Here is a 19,485-nt window from a genome sequence, read left to right as displayed (position 1 = left end):
CCTCTACTTCTTCAGGACGGCCTTGATGGACTCGTCGATGATCGACAGGCCCTGGGTCAGCTCGTCGTCGGTCAGGGTCAGCGGCGGCAGCAGCTTCATGACTTCGCCGTCGGGGCCGGAGGTTTCCATGAGCAGGCCGCGCGCGAACGCCTCCGCGCAGACCCGGCCGGCCAGGTCGCCGTTCTCGAACTCGAGGCCGCGCGCCAGGCCGCGGCCCTTGGCGACGAGGTTCGCGTCCGGGTAGGCCTCGACGATGCCGGAGAACGCGGCGGCGATGCGTTCGCCCTTGGCCAGGGTCGACTTCTCGAGCTCGTCGTCGCTCCAGTAGGCGTTGATCGCCTCGGTCGCGGTGACGAACGCCGGGCTGATGCCGCGGAAGGTGCCGTTGTGCTCACCCGGCTCCCAGACGTCGAGCTCCGGCTTGATCAGCGTGAGCGCCATCGGGATGCCGTAACCGCTGATGGACTTCGACAGGCAGATCATGTCCGGCTTGATCCCGGCGTCCTCGAAGCTGAAGAACGGGCCGGTGCGGCCGCAGCCCATCTGGACGTCGTCGAGGATCAGCAGGATGTTGTGGCGCTTGCAGAGGTCGTCGAGACCCTTCAGCCACTCCAGGCGCGCGGCGTTGATGCCGCCCTCGCCCTGGACGCCTTCGACGATGACCGCGGCCGGCTCGTTGAGCCCGCTGCCGGAGTCTTCGAGAAGCTTCTCGAAATACAGGAAGTCCGGCATCGCGCCATCGAAGTACGCGTCGTACGGCATCGGCGTGGCGTGCACCAGCGGCACACCCGCGCCGCCGCGCTTCATCGAGTTGCCGGTGACCGACAACGCGCCGAGCGTCATGCCGTGGAAGGCGTTGGTGAAGTTGATGACCGACTCCTTGCCGGTCACCTTGCGCGCCAGCTTCAACGCCGCCTCGACGGCGTTGGCGCCACCCGGACCCGGGAACACGACCTTGTAGTTCAGGTCGCGCGGGTCGAGGATCTTGTCGCGGAAGGTCTGCAGGAAGTCGCGCTTGGCCACGGTGAACATGTCCAGCGCGTGCGTGACGCCGTCACGCTGGATGTAGTCGATCAGCGCCTGCTTCAGCCGCGGGTTGTTGTGCCCGTAGTTGAGCGCGCCGGCTCCCGCGAAGAAGTCCAGGTAGGCCTTGCCGTTCTCGTCGTAGAGGTGGCTGCCCTGGGCGCGGTCGAACACGACGGGCCAGCCACGGCTGTAGCTGCGGACCTCGGATTCGAGCTCTTCGAAGATGCTCATGACGTTTCTTTTCTCCTACTCGCCCGGATCTTTGCGTGCTGTGAGCGGACCGATGCGGTAAAGCTCTTCCGGCAGGTGTTCACCGTCACCGGGGAAATCGGCGCCGTCGAACAGCACCGTGGTTTCCACCGCCGCCTCCCAGCGCTTGGCGAAGGAGGTGAACAGCCGGATGGACGCTTCGTTGTCCGGGGTGATGGTGGTCTCGAGGTAACGCACCCCCGCGTCGACCAGGCGGTCGTACAGGGCGTCGAGCAGCTTCCCTGCCAGGCCCTTCCCGCGCTGGGACGCGTCGACCGCGACCTGCCAGACGAACCCCACGTCGGGTTCCCCCGGCCGGCGGTAGCCGGTCACGAATCCGACCGCTTCGCCGTCCTCGCGCGCGACCACCGATGTCTCGGCGAAATCGCGGCACCACAGCATGTATGCGTACGGCGAGTTGAGATCAAGCTTGGCGGAATCGCGCGCGATTCGCCACAGCTGCGCGCCGTCCGCCTTGGTCGGGGATTCGATCAAGTGCGTTACGGACATACTCAGGAAACGTAACAGAGAATTTTCGCCCCGCCAGCGACGCAGCTCACGACCCCGCGATGACCTGGGGCGAAGCGGAGTACCCGGTGAGGAGTCCCACAAACATGTTTGAAGTGGACGGTTCCGGGGCACACGCGCGCCTGGGTCGCGAACTCATGGCTCGCGACCTACCCCGCACCATGAACCTCATCGCCGGTGATCGCAAGGCGACGGGCCGGACGAGTTGCTCAGGGTGAGCGTTCGGTGGCCGGTTCCGGGGCCGCCGGGGCCGCGGGCGCGGCGGCCGGCGTCGCCAGCACGACCGGCTCGGCGGCCGCCACCGGTTCGGCCGCCGGCGCCGCCGGCCGGTCACCGCGGCGGGCCCGCCGCCACAGCGCGCCCAGCGGCGGCACGACCCACGGCAGCAGCAGGACGACCACGAACACGACCCACCAGACCGGCGCGTCACCCCGTCCCCAGCCGGCGACCACCGAACCCAGCCAGCCGAAGAACGGCTTCGCGAGCACGGGCAGGAAGGGGGCCAGCAAGAGTCCGAGCAGCGCCAGCAGGCCGAGCAGGTAGAGCCAGCCGAGCGGCGACTTCTTCGACATCAGCAGCACGTTGACCACCACGAAGACCACCGCGCCGGCCAGCACGGGCAGGCCGATGAGCCCGACCACCGCGCTGCTGTTGCCGCCCATCAGCAGGCCCGCGATCAGGGCCAGCGCCGCGGCGACGATCGTCCCCGGCGTCTTGAGCGCCATCGAGCCCTTGGTGATCCGCCAGGTGCTGCGGGCGGTGGCCCGGACGGCGGTGACCACCGACTTCGCGGCCTTCGGCGTTGACGGCGGCACCGTCGCGGCCGCCGCGTTCACCCCGGCCGCGGCCAGCTTGATCATGGTCTTGACCAGCAGGGGCGTGCCCCGCTCGTCCGAAATCCGCTCGGCGGAGACGGTGCACGCCTGGAAGGTCTGCTGCGTCTGGTCGGCGCCTTCCAGCGGGAGATCCGGCCGGGCCAGCCCGCGGAAGACCTTGGACTTCTTGTCGCTGCCCTTCGCCTTGACGACGTCGTCCTCCGCGTGGCGGCACACGACCGGCAGCTCGGTCCGGGCGATCTCCAGCTGCCGCGCCCGGGCGAGCACGAGCGCGGTCACCGGCATGCTCGGGGGCGCCGCGGCGGCGGGTTCGTCGATCGGCTCCAACCGGGAGTTGAGTCCCAGGAAGGCGAGCTCCTGGTCGAGCTGGCATTTCAGCACGTCGACGTCCGCCTTCTCGAGGTTGTCCGCCTCGCGCGGGGGACACCAGCCGATCTCCTCGAAGGTGGCCTTCACCTCGTCGCGGAACACGGCGGGCCCGGCGAGGTCCCGGAGGTTCCGCAATCGGGCCGGGTCGAGGAGCACCTGCATGAGCCAGCCCGCTCCGTCGATCCGGCCCCACATCCAGTCGTTCGCGCGCCAGGACGCCTTGTAGAACGCGCCGAAGTAGCCCGCCTGCATGCCGGTCAGCTTGTCCCACGAGCGCCGCCGCTCCATGTCGAGCAACGTCCGCGAGTCCGCGCTGACCTGCACGAGATCGGCCCGCTGGTCGACCGCGGGCGCCTCCGCGAGCAGCCCGCGCCCGGCGACGTGCAGCGCGAGCAGCCGGGCGCGCACGACGTCGTCGTCGGGGTCGCTGTCGAGCGCGAGCCAGTCCAGCAGTGTCGCCACCTCGTCGCCTTCACCCGGTCGCGACTCGACCAGGCGTCGCAACGCGGGTGCCGTGGTGCGCAGCTCCGAGACGACGGCGGACCAGGCGTCCGCGAGGCCGTTGGTCTTCCCGAGCGCCGCCCAGTCCAGGGCCAGCTTGCCGACCCACGTCGCGAGGGTCTCGGCCGGTTCCGGCGCCGCCTGCGCCATGACCCACTGGTCGAGCTTCTCCCCGCGAGCCGAGGCCACCCGCGCGCTGTGCAGCCCGGCGCGGGCCTGGTTGAGGACGGCGGCGTCGGCCGCTTCCGGGCCGAGGCGGAAGCCCGCGTTGATCAGCTGCAGCCCAGTGGCGACGGCGTCGGCGAGCGCCGAAGTGCGGTACGGGACGAGCGCCGCCGACGACATCCGGGGCGCCGGCGGATCGGGCGGGACCTCGTGCGCCAGCCCGGCCGCGGCCGTCTGCCGCAGGGATTCCGACTTTCCCGTGAACCACTGCAGTTCCGGACTGTCCACACGGGACTGCGCGTACCGCCGGGCGGCGAGCTCGACCAGCTCGGCCGCGTCCCCGGCCGTCCGCCGCTCGAGGTAGGCGCGGGAGAGCCGCGGGTCGATCAGCGACTCGGCGCCGCCGCGCATCCCGAGGCCGGCCAGGATGACCCGGGTGTCCCGGGTCCGCGTCACCCCGGCGTTGTGCCGGGAAAGCTCTTCGAGCTCGGAGCTGATGGACTGGCTCATCACCGCGGCGACGACCTTGCCCATCGTGTTGGTCAGCAACGGGAAGTCCCCGGGATCGCAGGGGTGCACCTCGGCTTCCCGTTCCCCGGTGGGCACGACGTAGAGCAGCAGCCGCCGGACGTCGGCCGCGGCCGGCCGGGCGAAGATCTCCTGCAGCGCCGGGCGAAGCGGCTTGTTGAGCAGCACCCCGCCGTCGGTGACCCAGTGCGAGCGGGTGAGGGCGGTGTACGGGCTCATGTCCGGGTGCGCCGGGTCCGTCCGGTCCGCGCCGATCGGCACCCGCGACAGCTCGAACGCGCCGGGGTAGGAGGCGGTGGACCGCACGGCGAGGGCGAGCGGCCCGACCACCTTCGGCGTGCGCCACTGGTCGCCGTGGAACCGGAAGAGCATGCGGTGCTCGGTGTCCCGGACCAGGTTGCCCAGCGCGTCTTCGTAGCGGGTGCTCTCGCCGTCGATCATGGTCCCGGTGAGCAGCACGGTCAGATCGGCGGCGCCCGCGGCGGACGGCTGCCCGCTGCGCACGATCTGCTCGAGCGCGCCCCGGACACCGTCGAGCAGCACCCGGTCGCCGTCCAGCAACGACCTCGGCTCGGGCTCGGCGGGGTCGCGGGTCAGGTTGTCCAGCGAGCCGGTCGAGATCCAGGTGTCGCGCAGGCTTTCGGGCGTGGACCCGAAGGCTTCGGCGAGCCCGAGGCAGGCGGCGTTGACCCCGCCGGCGCTCGTCCCGGTCAGGACGTCGACCGAGAGGTCCGCCCGGAGCAGCCCGGTCAGCTTCCGGTAGAGCCCGGCGGGCGCGCCGTCCCGGGCTTCGCGCAGCAGCAGCGACGTCTCGGCGGCGACCCCGCCCATCCAGACGGCGAGGCTGGCCCCGCCGACCATGGTCATCGCGAGCCGGATCTCCTGCCGGGGCAGCGCGTCCGCGCGCGGTTCCGTCGTCTCAGCCATGGGCTCCCCCGCCCGGTAGTCGTCCGTCGCAGAGTAGAGGCGCAAGGTAAGCCCGGGGATACGTACAGGTGTACGGCCGTTCGGGTGGACTTGCTCGCCCGCACGGCCGTCAGGTGTTCACCGGGGTCAGGCCGCGAGGTGTTCCAGCAGCAGGACCTGCGCTTCACCGACCGCGAAGCCGAGCACCGCGCCCGTCGCGATCAGGATCCATTCGTCCTGCTCGAACGCCGGGCGCAGCAGGCGCTCGAACTCGCGCGGGGACAGCTCCTTCATCTTGGACACCAGCACGTTGCGGATGTCCATCGCGTCGGTCGCGTAGTCCTCGATGTACCGCATCGTCTCCGGCAGGCGGCTCATGATCTGCGACGCGATCGCCAGCTTCATGTCCTGGTACTTCCGGCTGCCCACCGCGAACACTACCAGCGGCCGGGCGACACTGCCGAGCTCCTCGTCCAGCTGACGCTGGATCAGCGCGAGCACCCGGTCGGACAGCGGGCCGTGCAGGATCGCCTCGATGACGTTGTGCGGGGTGATGATCTCCTTCGCGATCAGCTCGCCGTACGCTTCCGCGACTTCTTTGCGCCGCTTCAGGAACAACCCTTGCCACGTGACGCCGAAGTACTTGCGCGGCTCGATCGGGTAGAAGATCATCCGCAGCGCGAGCCAGTCGGTGAACCAGCCGGTGAAGAGGCCGAACAGCGGCATGATCAGCGGGAACTTGAAGAGGATCCAGGCCACCATCTGGATCACGCCGATCGCGCCGCCGAACACGAGGCCGGACCGCGCGATGAACTTGAACTCCTGCGCGCCCGCCTCCTGGAAGATCCGGTTCAGCAGGCGCTTGTCCTTGACCAGGCTGGTGACCACCATGCCCTTGAGGTCGAACACACTGTCCACATCGGACTTGATCAGGTCGAGGACGGCGGCGACCATCCGCGGCGACTCGTGCTGGACGCGCTCGATCACCAGCCGCTGCACCCGCACCGGCAGCGACTCCCAGAGCCCCGGCTGGTAGTGCCCCGCCACCTCGCGGACGATGTCCTCGACACCCGCGAGCAGCGGTTTCTCGATCTCCTGGGCGATGCGGGAAGCGTCCAGCCGCGCGACGACCTCGGCCGGCTTGATCAGCTGCTCGGTCATCGTGTCGCAGGCGATGCTCGCCATCCGCGCGGCGCGCTTGGGGACGATGCCCTGCCAGCCGAGGAACGGCTTGACCCCGATGAACTCCACCGGCTGGAACATCATCCGGATCGCGACGAGCTTGGTGCCGTAGCCGATCAGCGCGGCGACGACCGGGATCGAGACGTACAGGGGCCAGTGCTGGGCGAAGTCGGCGACGATGCCGGCGAGGAACGACCCCATCCGCTAACCGAGGCTCGGGTCGCAGGCCTGCCAGAACTCCGCGCCGAGGCGCGAGACGTGGATCGTGCGTTTGACGAACTTGGCCCGTTTGACGTGCTTCTCGGCGTCGCGCACGGTCTCGTCGGTCATCAGGATCTCGTACTGCGTCTCCAGGGCCGGCACCTCTTCGTCGAGGTCGACGAGGCCGAGCCCGATCAGCCGCGTGACGTAGCCGGGCACCTGGTCGGGCAGCGACACCCCGGCCGCCTTGCCGACCGTGGAAGCGTTGCGCAGCACCACACGGCCGCTGCCGCCGAGGCCGGTGCGCTCGGTGACGTCGAGCGCGGGGAACGGCGAGCCGTCGGACAGCGCCGACAGGATGCGGGCCTCGTCGGGCGTCAGCTGACGCAGGATGATCGCGTAGAAGTACTCGCGGGCGCGGTCCCGCCCGAAGCCGATGGAGTGGTTGAGCAGCTCGGCCATCGCGGCGCGCAGCGGCTCACCGCGGTTGTCGCGGGCCGGCACGAGCGTGACGGTCGCTTCGACCTTTCCGGGCACCGCCGGGCGGTTCATCGCGGACGCCGCGGTGAGCGCCGCGTGGTAGGGGTCGTCGACCTCGTCGAGCCGGCGGCGCAGCTCGGCCAGCAGCTGGCGCTCGACCTGCCGCACGCCGCGTTCGGCCGTCTCCACCCCGGGCAGCCGGCGGGTGAACTCGAAGCCGGTGCGTGCGGCCCAGCCGGCCAGCTGGCCGGCGCGGCGGGCCAGGTCGGCCACCTCGTCGCCGGTGCCCCGGCCGTTCGGTCGCTCTGCGTTCACGGGCGGACTCCCCTCTGCTTACGGGCTGATGCTACCTGTGGGTAGGCCGAATGGAGGTGTTTGGATGCCCACATGAGTCCGACGCGCTGGGGCCCGCCGATCGACGTCCTCCCGTTCTTCTCGAAGGAAGAACAAGCCCTGATGACGCTGCTCGGCGCGCTGACCGACGAAGACTGGACGCGCCCGACGATGTGCGCCGGCTGGACGGTCAAGGACGTCGCCGCCCACCTGCTGGGGGACAAGGTCGGCCGGCTGTCCCGCGGCCGGGACGGCCACTCCGCCGATGCCCCCCGCCCGGGTGAGTCCTTCCCGCACTTCATCAACCGGATCAACGACGAATGGGTCATCGCGTGCCGCCGGCTCTCGACCGACGTCCTGCTCACGATGATGTACGAGTTCATGGGCCAGACGACCGAGTACTGGGCCAAGCTCGACCTCGACGTCCTGGGCGAGCCGGTCAGCTGGGCCGGGGACGAGCCCGCGCCGCGCTGGCTCGACGCGGCCCGCGACTATTCGGAGTTCTGGGTCCACCACGTGCAGCTCCGCGAGGCGCTGGAGCACACGCCGCTGGAGGCGGAGTACGCCGAGCCGATCGCCGACACGTTCGTCCGCGCGCTGCCGCACACCCTGCGCGACGTCGAAGCGCGGGTCGGCAAGCAGGTCGGTTACACCGTCACCGGCGCCGGCAAGTGGCACGCCCGCCGCGAGCGCGACGGCTGGGTCCTCGACCGCGGCGCGCCGCCGTCCCGCACCCCGCTGGCCACCGTGACGACGGACCTGGACACGTTCTGGCGGCTGTGCACCCGGAACGCGGCCGACCTCGGCCGGGTGAAGACCGCAGGCGACGAAAACGTTTGCGCGCGCGTGCTGGAAATGACGTCGATCATCGTCTGACCTGCGGGCAAACGTTTGCGGTCAGCGCCGGCGCGCCTGCTTCCGCAGCTGCAGGATGCGGGCGCCGCCGATCAGCGCGACCAGCACCGCGCCGCCGATCGCGGAGAACAGCATCGCGATGGCGAGTGGCAGGCTGCCGTCGGCGCCGAAGAAGTGGACCGTCACCGAGTCCAGGTTCTGCAGGATGAAGATCAGCAGCACGACGAGCACGAGCAGGCCGGCGATCACGGCGACCCAGGTGCCGCTGATCCGCGTCGGCCGGGTCCGGGTCCGGCTCTTGGCGGCCGAGGCGGGCCGGGCGGGCGCCGGGCGCACCGGCGCCACCTCTTCCGGGCCGGGACGCACGTCGCCGGCGCGCAGCTCCGCGGGCTCCAGCGCACCCTCCGGCACGTCGGTTCCGGGCAGGTCGTGGTCTGCGGGGCCGGTGGGGCGGTCGGCCGCGCCCCCGCGCGCGTGCGTCATGAAGTCAGTGTCCGCCCGGCGCGCGGGGACCGCCGCGTCAAACCCCCTAACGGGCGAAGCCGTCGACCTCCCGGAGGACGCGCAGCGTGTTCTTCCCGGCCAGCTTCGCGCAGTCGTCCTCACTCCAGCCCCGCTCGAGCAGCGCCGCGAACAACACCGGGTACTTGGACGTGTCCTCCAGCCCCTCCGGCAGCGCGCCGACGCCGTCGTAGTCGCCGCCGAGGCCGATGTGGTCGATGCCGGCGACCTCGCGGGCGTGCTCGACGTGCGCGACGACGTCCTCGACGGTGGCCTTCGGCTTGGCCGGGCCGCCCCACTCGTCGGCGAACTTCTTGCGCGCGCCCAGGTTCCGGAAGTCCTGGCCCGCGTCGGCCATCGCGGCCTTGAGCTGCTCGTCCCAGGCCGTGACCTTCGGGGAGATGAACGCGGGCACGAACGTCGTCATCGCAACACCGCCGTTGCCGGGCAGCAGCGCGAGGACGTCGTCGGGGATGTTGCGCGGGTGGTCGTTCACCGCGAGGCAGGAGGAGTGGCTGAAGATCACCGGCACCGAGCTGACCTCGATCGCCGCCCGCATCGTCGACGGCGCGACGTGCGAGAGGTCGACCATCATCCCGATCTTGTTCATCTCACGCACGACGTCGCGGCCGAACTCGGTGAGCCCGTTGTGCTCCGGTTCGTCGGTGCCCGAGTCGGCCCAGGTGGTGTTGAAGTTGTGCGTCAGCGTCATGTACCGGACGCCGAGGCGGCGCAGGATCCGCAGCACCCCGAGCGACTCGGCGATGCTGTGCCCGCCCTCGGCGCCCAGCAGCGACGCGATCCGGCCGTCGGCGAACGCGGCCTCGGCCTCGTCGGCGGTGTCGACCAGCCGGAGCCGGTCGGGGTAGCGCTCGGCCAGCTGGTAGACGACCTCGATCTGCTCCAGCACCGCCGTCACCGCGCTGTGGCCCTCGAACTGGCAAGGCACGTACACCGACCAGAACTGCATGCCGAGCTTCCCGTCGGCGAGCTTCGGGAAGTCGGTGTGCAGGGCCGGCTGCCGGACGGTCAGGTCGAGCGACGCGGCGGCCTCGACCGGGTTGGGGCCGCCGTGCTGCCGCAGCTCCCACGGCAGGTCGTTGTGCCCGTCGGCGAGGATGGCCGAGTCCAGCAGTTGGGTAGCACGCTGCAGTGCCTCGTTAGTCATCGCCCGATCGTAGGGCGAGCCGATATACGCTCCGTACAAACGCTAGGGCTTGATCCACTTCGCCGCGGCGCGCACCCCGTCGAGCGTGATCTGGTGCCCGCCCGGATGACGATGCGTGACGACGTCGGCACCGCGTTCGCGCAGCAGGCCGATCAGCTCCTCGGTGGACGCCAGGGGCGCCATCGGGTCGTGTTCGCCGTTGGCCAGGAAGACCCGCGACGCGGACAGGTCCAGGTCGGGCGGCTGCGGCACGGGTGACATCGATGCGAAGAGAGCGGCTTCGCGCACGACCTCCGGGCGCAGCAGCGCCACCGCGGCGGCGATGTTCGCGCCGTTCGAGAAGCCGACGGCGACCAGCCGCCGGTCACCGAAGCCGTACTCCTCGCGGGCTTCGAGCACGAAGTCCGCGAGCTGGTTCGCGCGCACGACGACGTCTTCGTGGTCGAAGACCCCCTCGGCGAGCCGCCGGAACCAGCGCGCGGCGCCGTACTCCGACACCGGGCCGGCCGGGGCCAGCACCGCAGCGTCCGGGCTCAGCTCGCGGGCCAGGCCGAGCAGGTCATCCGGGCTGCCGCCGGTGCCATGCAGCAGGAGCAGCACCGGCGCGTCCGGGGCGCCCTCGGTGTACTTGTGCTCCAGCTTCATGACAGCTCCGGGTTGTTCTCGGCGGGGAGGTTCAGCGCGGGGAGCATGTGCTGGATCTCGTCACGGCGCGGCTCCAGCCACGGCGGCAGCTTGAGCGCGCGGCCCAGCTCCAGCAGCGGCTCGTCGATCGCGAAGCCCGGCTCGTCGGTCGCGACCTCCAGGAGCGTGCCGCCCGGCTCGCGGAAGTAGATCGAGCGGAAGTACTGCCGGTCCAAAATGGACGTCACGTTCACACCCTTGTCGACGAGCTCCTCGCGCCAGGCCTTCTGGGTCTGCTCGTCCGGCGCGCGCCAGGCGACGTGGTGCACGGTGCCCGCAGCGACCAGCCCGCGCGGCGCGTCCGGCGTCACGAGGACGTCGACCAGCGCGCCGGGCCCGCCTTCGCCGGCGGTGAACCGCAGCCGGTTGCTTTCCTGCGTGGCGAAGCTGAGGCCGAGGCCGTCGGTGAGCATGCCCGCGGTGGCGTCTTCCTTCGTGACCGAGAGCGTCACGGAGTGCAGGCCGCGGATCGCGTGCTCGGCCGGCACCAGCTCGGTGTCCCACGGGTCGCGCGGGTCACCCTGCGGGTGGGCGACGAGGGCGAGCTGGAGGCCATCCGGGTCGCGGAAGGTGAGCGTGTCCTCGTTGTCGGCGTTGCGGACCTCGCCGGTCTCGATCTTCTGCGCGGCCAGGTGCTGCTTCCACCAGCCGATGGACGCTTCCGGGACGGAGAACGATGTGGTCGTCGCCTGGCCGGTGCCGAGGCGGCCGCTCGGCGCGTCGGGCCAGGGGAAGAAGGTCATCAGCGAGCCGGGCTTGCCGGAGCTGTCGCCGTAGTAGAGGTGGTAGGTGCCGGGATCGTCGAAGTTCACGGTGGTCTTCACCAGCCGCAGGCCGAGGGTCCGCAGGTAGAAGTCGGCGTTGCGCTGGGGGTCGCCGCCGATGGCGGTCACGTGGTGCAGGCCGGACGTCTTGATCGACATGGTTGCCTCCTCAGGCCAAGGTAACCGCAGAACCTCTCGCGCGCAAGATATATTCCGAACAGACTTTCCGGTAGGCTGGCGTGGTGGATCCCAAGACCGACGACGACGAGATCGTCACCTGGTGGGGCCTGGTCATCGAGGGATACCTGGCCACCCAGGACAAGCTGATGGGCGAGATCGCGGACCGCCTCGGGCTCGCGCCCGCGTCGTTCGACATCCTGCTGCGGCTGGTCCGCTCGCCCGAGCACCGGATGCCGATGACCCGGCTGGCGACGGAGGCCGCGCTGTCCAGCGGCGGTTTCACGAAGGTGGCCGACCGCCTGGTGGCGGCCGACCTGATCTGCCGCGTCCCGAGCCCCGACGACCGCCGCGTCACGTTCGCGTCGCTGACCGACCACGGCCTGGAGATGGCGAACAAGGCGCGCGAGGCGGCCGCGGAGATCCTGCGCCGGATCGTGCTGACCCCGCTGGGCGACGACGCGCAGGCACTGGCGGAAGCCATGCGCACACTCCGCGCGTTCAACGGCGACGAGTGAAAAAGCACTGCTGGCCAGGGCCTTGACGAGGGCGCACGATGGATCGATGCTGACCGACTCGACCATCACGACGATGCTCCCGGTGACCGACAGCGAACGCGCCGGCCACTTCTACGCGGACTCCCTGGGCCTGAAGCAGACCGGGAAGGGCGAAGACGGAACCCTCTACTTCGCCGCGGGCGCGGGCGCGATCGGCCTGCGTGTGATGCCGGCCGGCGCCCAGAGCGAGAACACGGCCCTGAGCTTCGAAGTCGGCGACCTCCCGGCCGAGGTCTCGGCGCTGGAAGGCCGCGGCGTGCGGTTCCAGGACTTCGACGTCGAAGGGCTGAAGACGGTCGACCACATCGCCGAGCTGGGCACCGAGCGCGCCGCGTGGTTCACCGACTCCGAAGGCAACGTGCTCTGCCTGCACGAAGTGCGCGGCTGACCACCTTGGGGGCGCGGGGGTGCCGGTCCGCTCACCGGCATCCCCGCGTCATACCAAGGACGGCATCAGCTTGATCGCGTTCCCCGACAGCACCCCGCTCAGCACGTCTTGCGGCCACCCCAGCCCCACCAGCGCCCGGACGTTCGCGGCCACCGACGGCACCCCCGGCCAGTCCGTCCCGAACACGAACTTCCCCGCCAGCCGCGCCAGATCGAACCGCTGGTAGTACTCCGGCAGCTTCTTCGGCGGCAGCCCGGCGAGATCCAGCCACACGTTCTCCCGGGCCAGCGCCAGGAACGCCGCGACGTCGTACCACCAGCCGCGGCCGCCGTGCGCGAACACGAACTGCAGGGACGGGAAGTCTTCGACCACATCGGACAGCAGCTCGGGATTGCCGAAGCTGGTGCGGGACCCGGGAAAGCTCGACGTTCCCGAATGGAGGATCACCGGGACACCGCGCTCGGCGCACAACGCGTAGACCGGGTACAGCTCCTTGTCCGCCGGGGAAAACGCGCCGTGCACCGGGTGGATCTTCAGCGCCACCGCGCCGAGGTCCAGCTGCCGGGCGACCTCGGACGCGGGCGGGTGGTGCAGGTACGGGTTGACGTTCGCCACCAGCTTGAACCGCACCGGGTTGTGCGAGACCAGCGGCAGGTTGTCCTCGATCGGCTGAATTCCGGTCGCCCGCGGGCTGTACTCGCAGAACAGCAGCACCCGGTCGACGCCTTCGGACTCCATCAGCTCGTCCATCGCCGACGGGATCACCGCACCGTCGTCCGAGTACACCGACCGCCACGGGTACGCCCCCGCGAAGTCGTGCGCCCACTGCAGCCACGCCGGCTTGAGCGTCGGCAGCCGCGGGGTGTGGACGTGCGCGTCGACCACGAAGTGCCCGTCGATCACGGGCTGGGCACCACCCGCAGCGAGTCGCGGACCAGGTCGCGGATCACGTTCCGGCGGATCTTGCCCGTCGCCGTCTTCGGCAGCTCGGCCAGTTCGACCACCCCTCGGGGACGCTTGAACGCCGCGAGGCCCTCGCGGCAGAACTCGATCAGCTCTTCCGCGTCCACGGTAACCCCGGGAGCGGCCACCACGCACGCCACGGGTTTGTCGAGGCCGTCGGCGTCCGGCGCGGCGACCACCGCGACCTCGGCCACCGCCGGGTGCAACCGCAGCCGTTCCTCCACTTCGGACGGTGACACCCAGATCCCGCCCGCCTTCAGCATGTCCCCGAACCGGCCCAGGCAGGTGAACGTGCCGTCCTCGTTGCGGACGTAGCTGTCGCCGGTCCGCAGCCACTCACCCTGGAACACCAGCTTTGTCGCGTCGTAGCGGGCCCAGTACCCGGTCGCCGTCGACGGCCCGGAAACGAACAGCTCCCCCGCCTTGCCGACGGCGTCGATCACCGCGCCGGTCTCGTCGCGGATCTCCAGGGAGTACCCCGGCACCGCGACGCCGGTGGTGCCCGGCCGCACCAGGCCGGGCCGGTTCGAGAGGAAGATGTGCAACGCCTCGGTGGACCCGATGCCGTCGAGGATCTCCAGGCCGAAGCGGGCGCGGAAGCGTTCGAACAACGACGCCGGCAGCGGCTCGCCGGCCGAAACCGCGTGCCGCACCGAGGAAAACGAGTCGTCCGGGATGTCGCTGGCGAGCAGCGCCGCGTAAAACGTCGGCACAGCGAAGAACAACGACGGCTGCTCCTCCCGAGCGCGCCGGGCGAACAACGCGGGTGTCGGCCGTGAAGGCTCCAGCAGCGCCGTGCCACCCGCGCCAAGCGGGAAGAAACACGAATTCCCCAGCCCGTAAGCGAAAAACAGCTTCGGCACGGACAGGAACCGGTCGGCCGGTGTCGTCGCGAGGACACCTCGCGCGTACGTCTCGCAGACCGCGCGAATGCTCGCGTGGCGGTGCATCGCGCCTTTCGGCTGTCCCGTCGTCCCGGACGTGTACAGCCACAACGCGGGCGAGTCCTCCCACGTCCGTCCACTTCGGAACGACCCGGTCAGCGACGACCATTCGTGTGTCCGGACGGGGAACCCGGTAGCCTCGGCCCGGTCGAGCAGGACGTCGGTGACCTCCGGAGCCAGCCCGAGCGCCGTCACCGCCTGCTCGCCGAACTCGCCGGACACGCACAGCACGCGCGCCCGCGAGTCGGCCAGCATCCGGCCCAGCTCGAGCCCGGTGACCATCGTCGACACCGGCACCGCGACGGCGCCGGCCAGCATCGCGCCGAGAATGCCGGTCAGCAGCTCGACGTCGTCGACCATGCAGAACATGACCCGCTCTTCGGGCCGCACGCCGAGCTCGGTGAACCCCGCGGCGACGCGCCGCGACTCGGCCGCGAGCTCGGCGTAGGTGAGCGACCGGCGGGGCGACACGACCGCGGTCGCGTCCGGATCCCCGGCCGAAAGCAGGTACTCCGCGGCATTGAACCCTGTCGCCACCAGACCTCCTACGTGAGGTACACGTACTCGTAGTCGAAGGGCTTCCCGTTGATGCCCTGCCGCGGCGGCGCCACCCAGCTCGCGATCTTCCCCCGCTCGTACACCGGACGCATCAGCGAGCGGACGAACGTGAGGTCCTCGGTCGTGGGCAGCCACTTGTGTTTGGCGGCCTGCCAGGTCGGCTCGTCGACGATGGTGCCGTCGGGAGTGACGTGGTGGCCGGAGTTTATGCCGACTTCCCGGTTGAATCCAGGGTGCGGCAACCGGAACGTGAAGTCGATGCCGGCGTCGGAGAGGATCTTGTTCCAGCGCTTCACGCCGGTCTGGCAGTCGGCCACGTACTCGCTGCGGAGATCGAGGTTCAGCAACAGGATCGCCTGCATCTCCTCGGACGTCCACGTGCCGTCGCCGCCCGGCTTCTCCAGCGTGCGGGCGTCCCCGGTGAGCTTGTGGTCGTCCTTGCGGCGGCCCTCCTGCCAGCGGCCCTTGAGCCCGGCGGTGTAGTAGTTCGCCGCGTTCGTCGAGGTCTCGCTGCCGAACAGGTCCAGGGACACCGTGTAGTGGAAGTTGATGTAGCGCTGGATGAGGTCCAGCGGGATCCCGCCGTGCGCGGCGATGTCGAGCGTGTCGTGCTCGCGGATCAGCTCGGCGCTGCGGGTCACCACGCGGTCGACGCCGGTGGTGCCGACCATCATGTGGTGCGCCTCCTCCTTCAGCATGAACTCGCAGGTGCGCGAGAGCGGGTCGAAGGAGGACTCCTTGAGCGTGCCGAGCTGGTACTTCCCGTCGCGGTCGGTGAAGTAGGTGAACATGTAGAACGCCAGCCAGTCGGCGGTCTCCTCGTTGAACGCGCCGAGGATGCGCGGCGCGTCGGGGCTGCCGGAGTTGCGCAGCAGCAACCCTTCGGCCTCGTCACGCCCTTCGCGGCCGAAGTAGGCGTGCAGCAGGTAGACCATCGCCCACAGGTGCCGGCCCTCTTCGACGTTGACCTGGAACAGGTTCCGCAGGTCGTAGAGGCTGGGCGCGGTGAGCCCGAGGAGCTTCTGCTGCTCGACCGACGCCGGTTCGGTGTCGCCCTGGATCACGATCAGCCGCTGCAGGTCGGCGCGGTACTCGCCGGGCACCTGCTGCCAGACCGGCTCGCCCTGGTGCTCGCCGAAGGCGATCCGCCGGTCGGGGTCGCGCTCGGCGAGGAAGATGCCCCAGCGGTAGTCGGGCACGTTGACGTGGTCGAAGTGCGCCCAGCCCTCGCGGCCCACGCTGACGGCGGTGCGCAGGTAGACCCCCTGGGTCTCCAGCGTCGGGCCCATCTCGCCCCACCAGTGCATGAACTTCGGCTGCCAGCCTTCGAGCGCGCGCTGCAGCCGCCGGTCTTCGGAAAGGTTGACGTTGTTGGGGATCTTGGCGTCGTAGTCGATCTTCTCGGGCATGAGCGCTAGACCCGCTTCCTGTCGAAGACGGCCTTCTGACCAGTACCGTATCGGCGCAGCGCGCCTTCCGGGCCGGATGCGTTCGGCCGGGTGAAAATCCAGTTCTGCCAAGCCGCCAGCCGGCCGAAGATCTTGGTCTCGATGGTCTCCGGGCCGACGAACCGGTGGTTGGCCTCCATGCCGGTGAGGGCGTCCGGCGACAGTGACGCCCGGCCCTCGAGGGCGATCCGGATCTCGTCCTCCCAGTCGAGGTCGTCCGGCGCGTCGGTGACGAGGCCGAGTTCGACGGCTTCAGCGGGGGTGAGGTCGCGGTTCTTCTCGCGCGCGAGCCAGGCGAGGTGGTCGTCGTCGCCGTAGAAGCGCGTCTGCAGGCGCGTGAGGCCGTTGCCCATCGGGAACGCGCCGAAGTTGGCGTCGGTCAGCCGGATCGACGCCCGCGCGTCGCTGTCTTCGTCGTCGATCGGCGGCCCGTCGAGGATGTACTGGCGGTCCGCGGCCAGCGCGATCTCCAGCAGCGCGCCGGTGAAGCAGCTGCCGGGCTCGATCAGGGCGATCAGGCTGCGGCTGGTGACGTCGAGGCGTTTGAGCACGCGCTTGAAGTAGTGCGTGATCTCGTTGGCCAGCCAGTCCTTCGTGCCGAGGACGGCCTGCTCGTGCGCGGACACCTTCTCCGGGTCGCCCTGCGTGCGCAGGATCCAGGTTCCCGCCTCGACCTCGTTGGTGCGCAGCCGCAGGATCGTGTCGTCCAGCTCGCGCGTCATCGCGAGGAACCAGCCGTTCGCACCCTCTTCGCGCAGGTCGCCGGGGTCGTTCTCGGGGCCCTTGACGGTGATGGTGACCTGGTCCTTGACCACTTCCGTGTCGACAAAGCGATGTTCGAGCTGCGTCAGCTCGATGCCGCCCTCACCGGTCCGGTCAGACTCGCGCGCGATCTCGCGGGCCCGCTTCGCCACGGCGTCGCGGAAGCCCTGGCGGGGCACCAGCTCGTCGACCAGCCGCCAGTCGACGGCGGTCTTGCCCTTGACGCCGTCGGGGCGCGTCGCGAAGACGTCGGCGAGGTCCTTGCGCACGCGCCGCTTGTCGACGACCCGCGTCAGGCCGCCGGTGCCGGGCAGCACGCCGAGCAGCGGCACCTCCGGCAGCGCGACGGTCGAGGAGTTGTCGTCGATCAGGAGGATCTTTTCGCAGGCCAGCGCGATTTCGTACCCACCGCCGGCGCAGGCGCCGTTCACCGCGGCGACGTAGGTCTGGCCGGAGTGCTCGGTCGCGTCCTCCATGCCGTTGCGCGTCTCGTTGGTGAACTTGCAGAAGTTCACCTTCCAGTGGTGCTCGGACGCGGCGAGCATCCGGATGTTCGCGCCCGCGCAGAAGACCTTGTCCTTCGCGCTGGTCACCACCACCACGCGGACCTCGGGGTGCTCGAACCGCAGCCGCTGCGTCGCGTCGTACAGCTCGATGTCGACCCCGAGATCGTAGGAGTTGAGCTTGAGCTCGTAGCCGGGGACGAGCCCGCCCTGCTCGTCGACGTCCAGCTCCAGCCACGCCACCTCCCCGTCGACGTGGAGACGCCAGTGGCGGTACTCGTCGGGACGGCGCTCGAAGGTCACCGGTGTGGTGGTGGTCACCCGCTCGATTGTCTACATGATTTCTGCGAACGTCAATGTTGTGTAGAAACTTGATCTCGCAAGGTCACCCGGTTGAGCACCGCCCACGCCCAGGTTACGAACACCCACAGGGCCAGGGCTGCCGCCGAGTCGGTGAAGATCGTCGCGAACCAGAACACCGGGACCTGCGGCACGCCGACCAGGAAGTGGCCCGCGCTGGCCAGGCCGGACAGCGAGTAGACCAGCAGGAACACCAGCGCGCGCGGGTACCGGCCGCGCTCGTAGGCGCGGTAGCCGAACCAGCCGAAAACCGTGAACAGCACCCAGCCGAACGCGACCACGACCTGCGCGGCGAGCACGGAGATCCCCGGGATCTGCGGGTAGTCCGCCGCCCGGATGACGTTGTGCGCGTAGTGCAGCGTGGTCGAGAGCAGCGAGAAGCCGAGGATCACGCGAAGCGGCGTCAGACCCTTCTCGTGCAGAACGTCCATCACGGGCCCCCTAAGCCGATTTGATAGATCGCTCTAGCGACGGTACCGCGGAGCGGCCGCGCCGGGCAAGACACGGCCGCCCCGCGGCGTCACACCAGGTCGATGCGGTACTGCGCGACCGGGTAACCCGCCTTCGCGAAGGCCTTGGCCATCGGGACGTTCCCGACGTCGGTGGCCGCGACGACCCGGTCGGAGCCGTACGCCACGAGGTCGTGCGTGGCTTCGACCAGCAGGTCGTAGGCGTACCCGTGGCCCCGCTGCCCGGGCACCACGCCGACGTAACCGATCACCGGGTTGTAGAGGTTGCGGCTCGGCAAGGTGAGCCCGACCAGCTCGCCTTCGCGCGTGTAGGCCAGCCGCCACCAGTCCCGCGGCCCCGGCATCCACCGCATGATGTCGAGGTCTTCCTGCGCGGCTGCGTCGAGACCTTGCTCCTCGACGGTCTTGCGGACGTGCGCGTCGAGGCTGCCGACGTGCACCTGCTTGAACACCTCGAGGATGACGTCGTCGTCCGGCTCGGGCCGGAACACGAGCCGTCCCGGCCGGTCCGGCAGGCCGAGTTCCGGGGTCCAGTGGTAGCGGTGGCGCTCGACGAGCTTGCGGTAGCCCGCCTTCTCCGCCGCCTCGACGCGGACGTTCACTTCGTGCGCGACGTCCGGGTCGTCCCGCCACGCGGGTGGCGCGGTCAGCGCGTACTCCGCGCGCAGCGGCGCCGTCTTCAAGAGGTGGACAGCGGCGTCGAAGTCGGTGAAGTCGAACCAGTCCAGCGCGATCGGCTTCTCGTCCTCGGGGCCGGCCCACCAGGCGGCCCGGGCCACGACGACGCCGTCGCGCAGCGCGACCCAAGTCCACTCGGGCCGGTATTCGCCGCGTTTCGCCTGCTCGGCGAAGTTGTGCCCGAGCAACGAGAGGCCGACGAGACCACGGTCGGGCAGAGAGGTGAACAGTGCTTCTTCGCCCGCTTCGAGCGGGCGCACGACCAGTTCGGTCATGACGATCCTTCCGGGAGTGCGCTCCCGGGGTCAGCCGACCAGCACCCTCGTGCCGAGGTGGGAGCGCGTGATCAAGGGCGTGATCATCGGACCCACCTCCTTTCGCCTGGTCGAGGGTGCTCCCGC

Annotated in this window: 18 protein-coding genes; 3 read left to right on the top strand and 15 right to left on the bottom strand. The window is 70.1% G+C overall.

Going from position 1 to position 19,485, the window contains the following annotated elements; translation table 11 throughout:
• Positions 1–3 precede the first annotated feature (3 nt).
• The 5 genes from ectB to ACZ63J_RS24555 form a co-directional block, all read right to left on the bottom strand.
• Positions 4–1,257: a diaminobutyrate--2-oxoglutarate transaminase gene (gene ectB / locus ACZ63J_RS24575; protein WP_465405379.1), complete on the bottom strand. Its 1,254-nt coding sequence runs from the start codon at positions 1,255–1,257 to the stop codon at positions 4–6.
• A 15-nt stretch (positions 1,258–1,272) separates the two neighbouring features.
• Positions 1,273–1,785 (bottom strand): diaminobutyrate acetyltransferase, encoded by a 513-nt coding sequence (ectA, locus tag ACZ63J_RS24570; RefSeq protein WP_465405377.1) that lies wholly within the window; start codon positions 1,783–1,785, stop codon positions 1,273–1,275.
• A gap of 227 nt (positions 1,786–2,012) precedes the next feature.
• Positions 2,013–5,129 (bottom strand): patatin-like protein, encoded by a 3,117-nt coding sequence (locus ACZ63J_RS24565; protein WP_465405375.1) that lies wholly within the window; start codon positions 5,127–5,129, stop codon positions 2,013–2,015.
• 126 nt (positions 5,130–5,255) lie between these two features.
• Positions 5,256–6,491: a DUF445 domain-containing protein gene (locus ACZ63J_RS24560; protein ID WP_465405373.1), complete on the bottom strand. Its 1,236-nt coding sequence runs from the start codon at positions 6,489–6,491 to the stop codon at positions 5,256–5,258.
• Positions 6,492–6,494: 3 nt separating this feature from the next.
• Positions 6,495–7,286 (bottom strand): Abi-alpha family protein, encoded by a 792-nt coding sequence (locus ACZ63J_RS24555; RefSeq protein ID WP_465334301.1) that lies wholly within the window; start codon positions 7,284–7,286, stop codon positions 6,495–6,497.
• 72 nt (positions 7,287–7,358) lie between these two features.
• Here ACZ63J_RS24555 and ACZ63J_RS24550 point away from each other — a divergent pair, with 72 nt between their 5' ends.
• Complete coding sequence (locus ACZ63J_RS24550) at positions 7,359–8,180, top strand: maleylpyruvate isomerase family mycothiol-dependent enzyme (protein WP_465405371.1); 822 nt, start codon at positions 7,359–7,361, stop codon at positions 8,178–8,180.
• A 21-nt stretch (positions 8,181–8,201) separates the two neighbouring features.
• On the opposite strand, the gene ACZ63J_RS24545 is transcribed toward ACZ63J_RS24550, so the two are convergent.
• From ACZ63J_RS24545 to ACZ63J_RS24530, 4 genes are read right to left on the bottom strand one after another with little or no spacing between them, the layout of a single operon-like run.
• Positions 8,202–8,642, bottom strand: a complete 441-nt coding sequence (locus ACZ63J_RS24545) for a LapA family protein (protein WP_465405369.1) — start codon at positions 8,640–8,642, stop codon at positions 8,202–8,204.
• Positions 8,643–8,688: 46 nt separating this feature from the next.
• Positions 8,689–9,828, bottom strand: a complete 1,140-nt coding sequence (locus ACZ63J_RS24540) for a dipeptidase (protein WP_465405367.1) — start codon at positions 9,826–9,828, stop codon at positions 8,689–8,691.
• A gap of 42 nt (positions 9,829–9,870) precedes the next feature.
• Positions 9,871–10,473: an alpha/beta hydrolase gene (locus tag ACZ63J_RS24535; protein WP_465334296.1), complete on the bottom strand. Its 603-nt coding sequence runs from the start codon at positions 10,471–10,473 to the stop codon at positions 9,871–9,873.
• Entirely contained in the window at positions 10,470–11,435 is a 966-nt protein-coding gene (locus ACZ63J_RS24530; RefSeq protein ID WP_465405365.1) for a ring-cleaving dioxygenase, read from the bottom strand. The genes ACZ63J_RS24535 and ACZ63J_RS24530 overlap by 4 nt, the downstream gene beginning before the upstream one ends.
• Positions 11,436–11,515: 80 nt before the next feature.
• Between ACZ63J_RS24530 and ACZ63J_RS24525 the strand changes: the two genes are divergently transcribed.
• Positions 11,516–11,971, top strand: coding sequence for a MarR family winged helix-turn-helix transcriptional regulator (locus ACZ63J_RS24525; RefSeq protein WP_465334292.1), 456 nt, complete (start codon positions 11,516–11,518; stop codon positions 11,969–11,971).
• A gap of 46 nt (positions 11,972–12,017) precedes the next feature.
• Complete coding sequence (locus tag ACZ63J_RS24520; RefSeq protein ID WP_465301659.1) at positions 12,018–12,398, top strand: VOC family protein; 381 nt, start codon at positions 12,018–12,020, stop codon at positions 12,396–12,398.
• A 48-nt stretch (positions 12,399–12,446) separates the two neighbouring features.
• Here the strand turns inward: ACZ63J_RS24520 and ACZ63J_RS24515 are convergent, their stop codons facing one another.
• From ACZ63J_RS24515 to ACZ63J_RS24490, 6 genes are all read right to left on the bottom strand, one after another.
• Positions 12,447–13,301 (bottom strand): amidohydrolase family protein, encoded by an 855-nt coding sequence (locus tag ACZ63J_RS24515; protein WP_465405363.1) that lies wholly within the window; start codon positions 13,299–13,301, stop codon positions 12,447–12,449.
• Entirely contained in the window at positions 13,298–14,842 is a 1,545-nt protein-coding gene (locus ACZ63J_RS24510; RefSeq protein ID WP_465405361.1) for a benzoate-CoA ligase family protein, read from the bottom strand. Before ACZ63J_RS24510 ends, ACZ63J_RS24515 begins: the two co-directional genes overlap by 4 nt.
• Positions 14,843–14,850: 8 nt before the next feature.
• Positions 14,851–16,272: a benzoyl-CoA 2,3-epoxidase subunit BoxB gene (gene boxB / locus ACZ63J_RS24505; RefSeq protein ID WP_465334289.1), complete on the bottom strand. Its 1,422-nt coding sequence runs from the start codon at positions 16,270–16,272 to the stop codon at positions 14,851–14,853.
• 5 nt (positions 16,273–16,277) lie between these two features.
• Complete coding sequence (boxC, locus tag ACZ63J_RS24500; protein ID WP_465405360.1) at positions 16,278–17,897, bottom strand: 2,3-epoxybenzoyl-CoA dihydrolase; 1,620 nt, start codon at positions 17,895–17,897, stop codon at positions 16,278–16,280.
• A gap of 32 nt (positions 17,898–17,929) precedes the next feature.
• Positions 17,930–18,367 carry a hypothetical protein gene (locus tag ACZ63J_RS24495; RefSeq protein WP_465405358.1) on the bottom strand — a complete coding sequence of 146 codons (438 nt, stop codon included), beginning with the start codon at positions 18,365–18,367 and terminating at the stop codon, positions 17,930–17,932.
• A gap of 89 nt (positions 18,368–18,456) precedes the next feature.
• Positions 18,457–19,359, bottom strand: a complete 903-nt coding sequence (locus tag ACZ63J_RS24490; protein ID WP_465405356.1) for a GNAT family N-acetyltransferase — start codon at positions 19,357–19,359, stop codon at positions 18,457–18,459.
• Between the last annotated feature and the right edge of the window lie 126 nt (positions 19,360–19,485).

This window comes from Amycolatopsis sp. NPDC104863, from assembly GCF_055582965.1.
The sequence above is the reverse complement of the archived record's forward strand: the minus strand, read 5'-3'. Positions and strand labels throughout refer to the sequence as shown.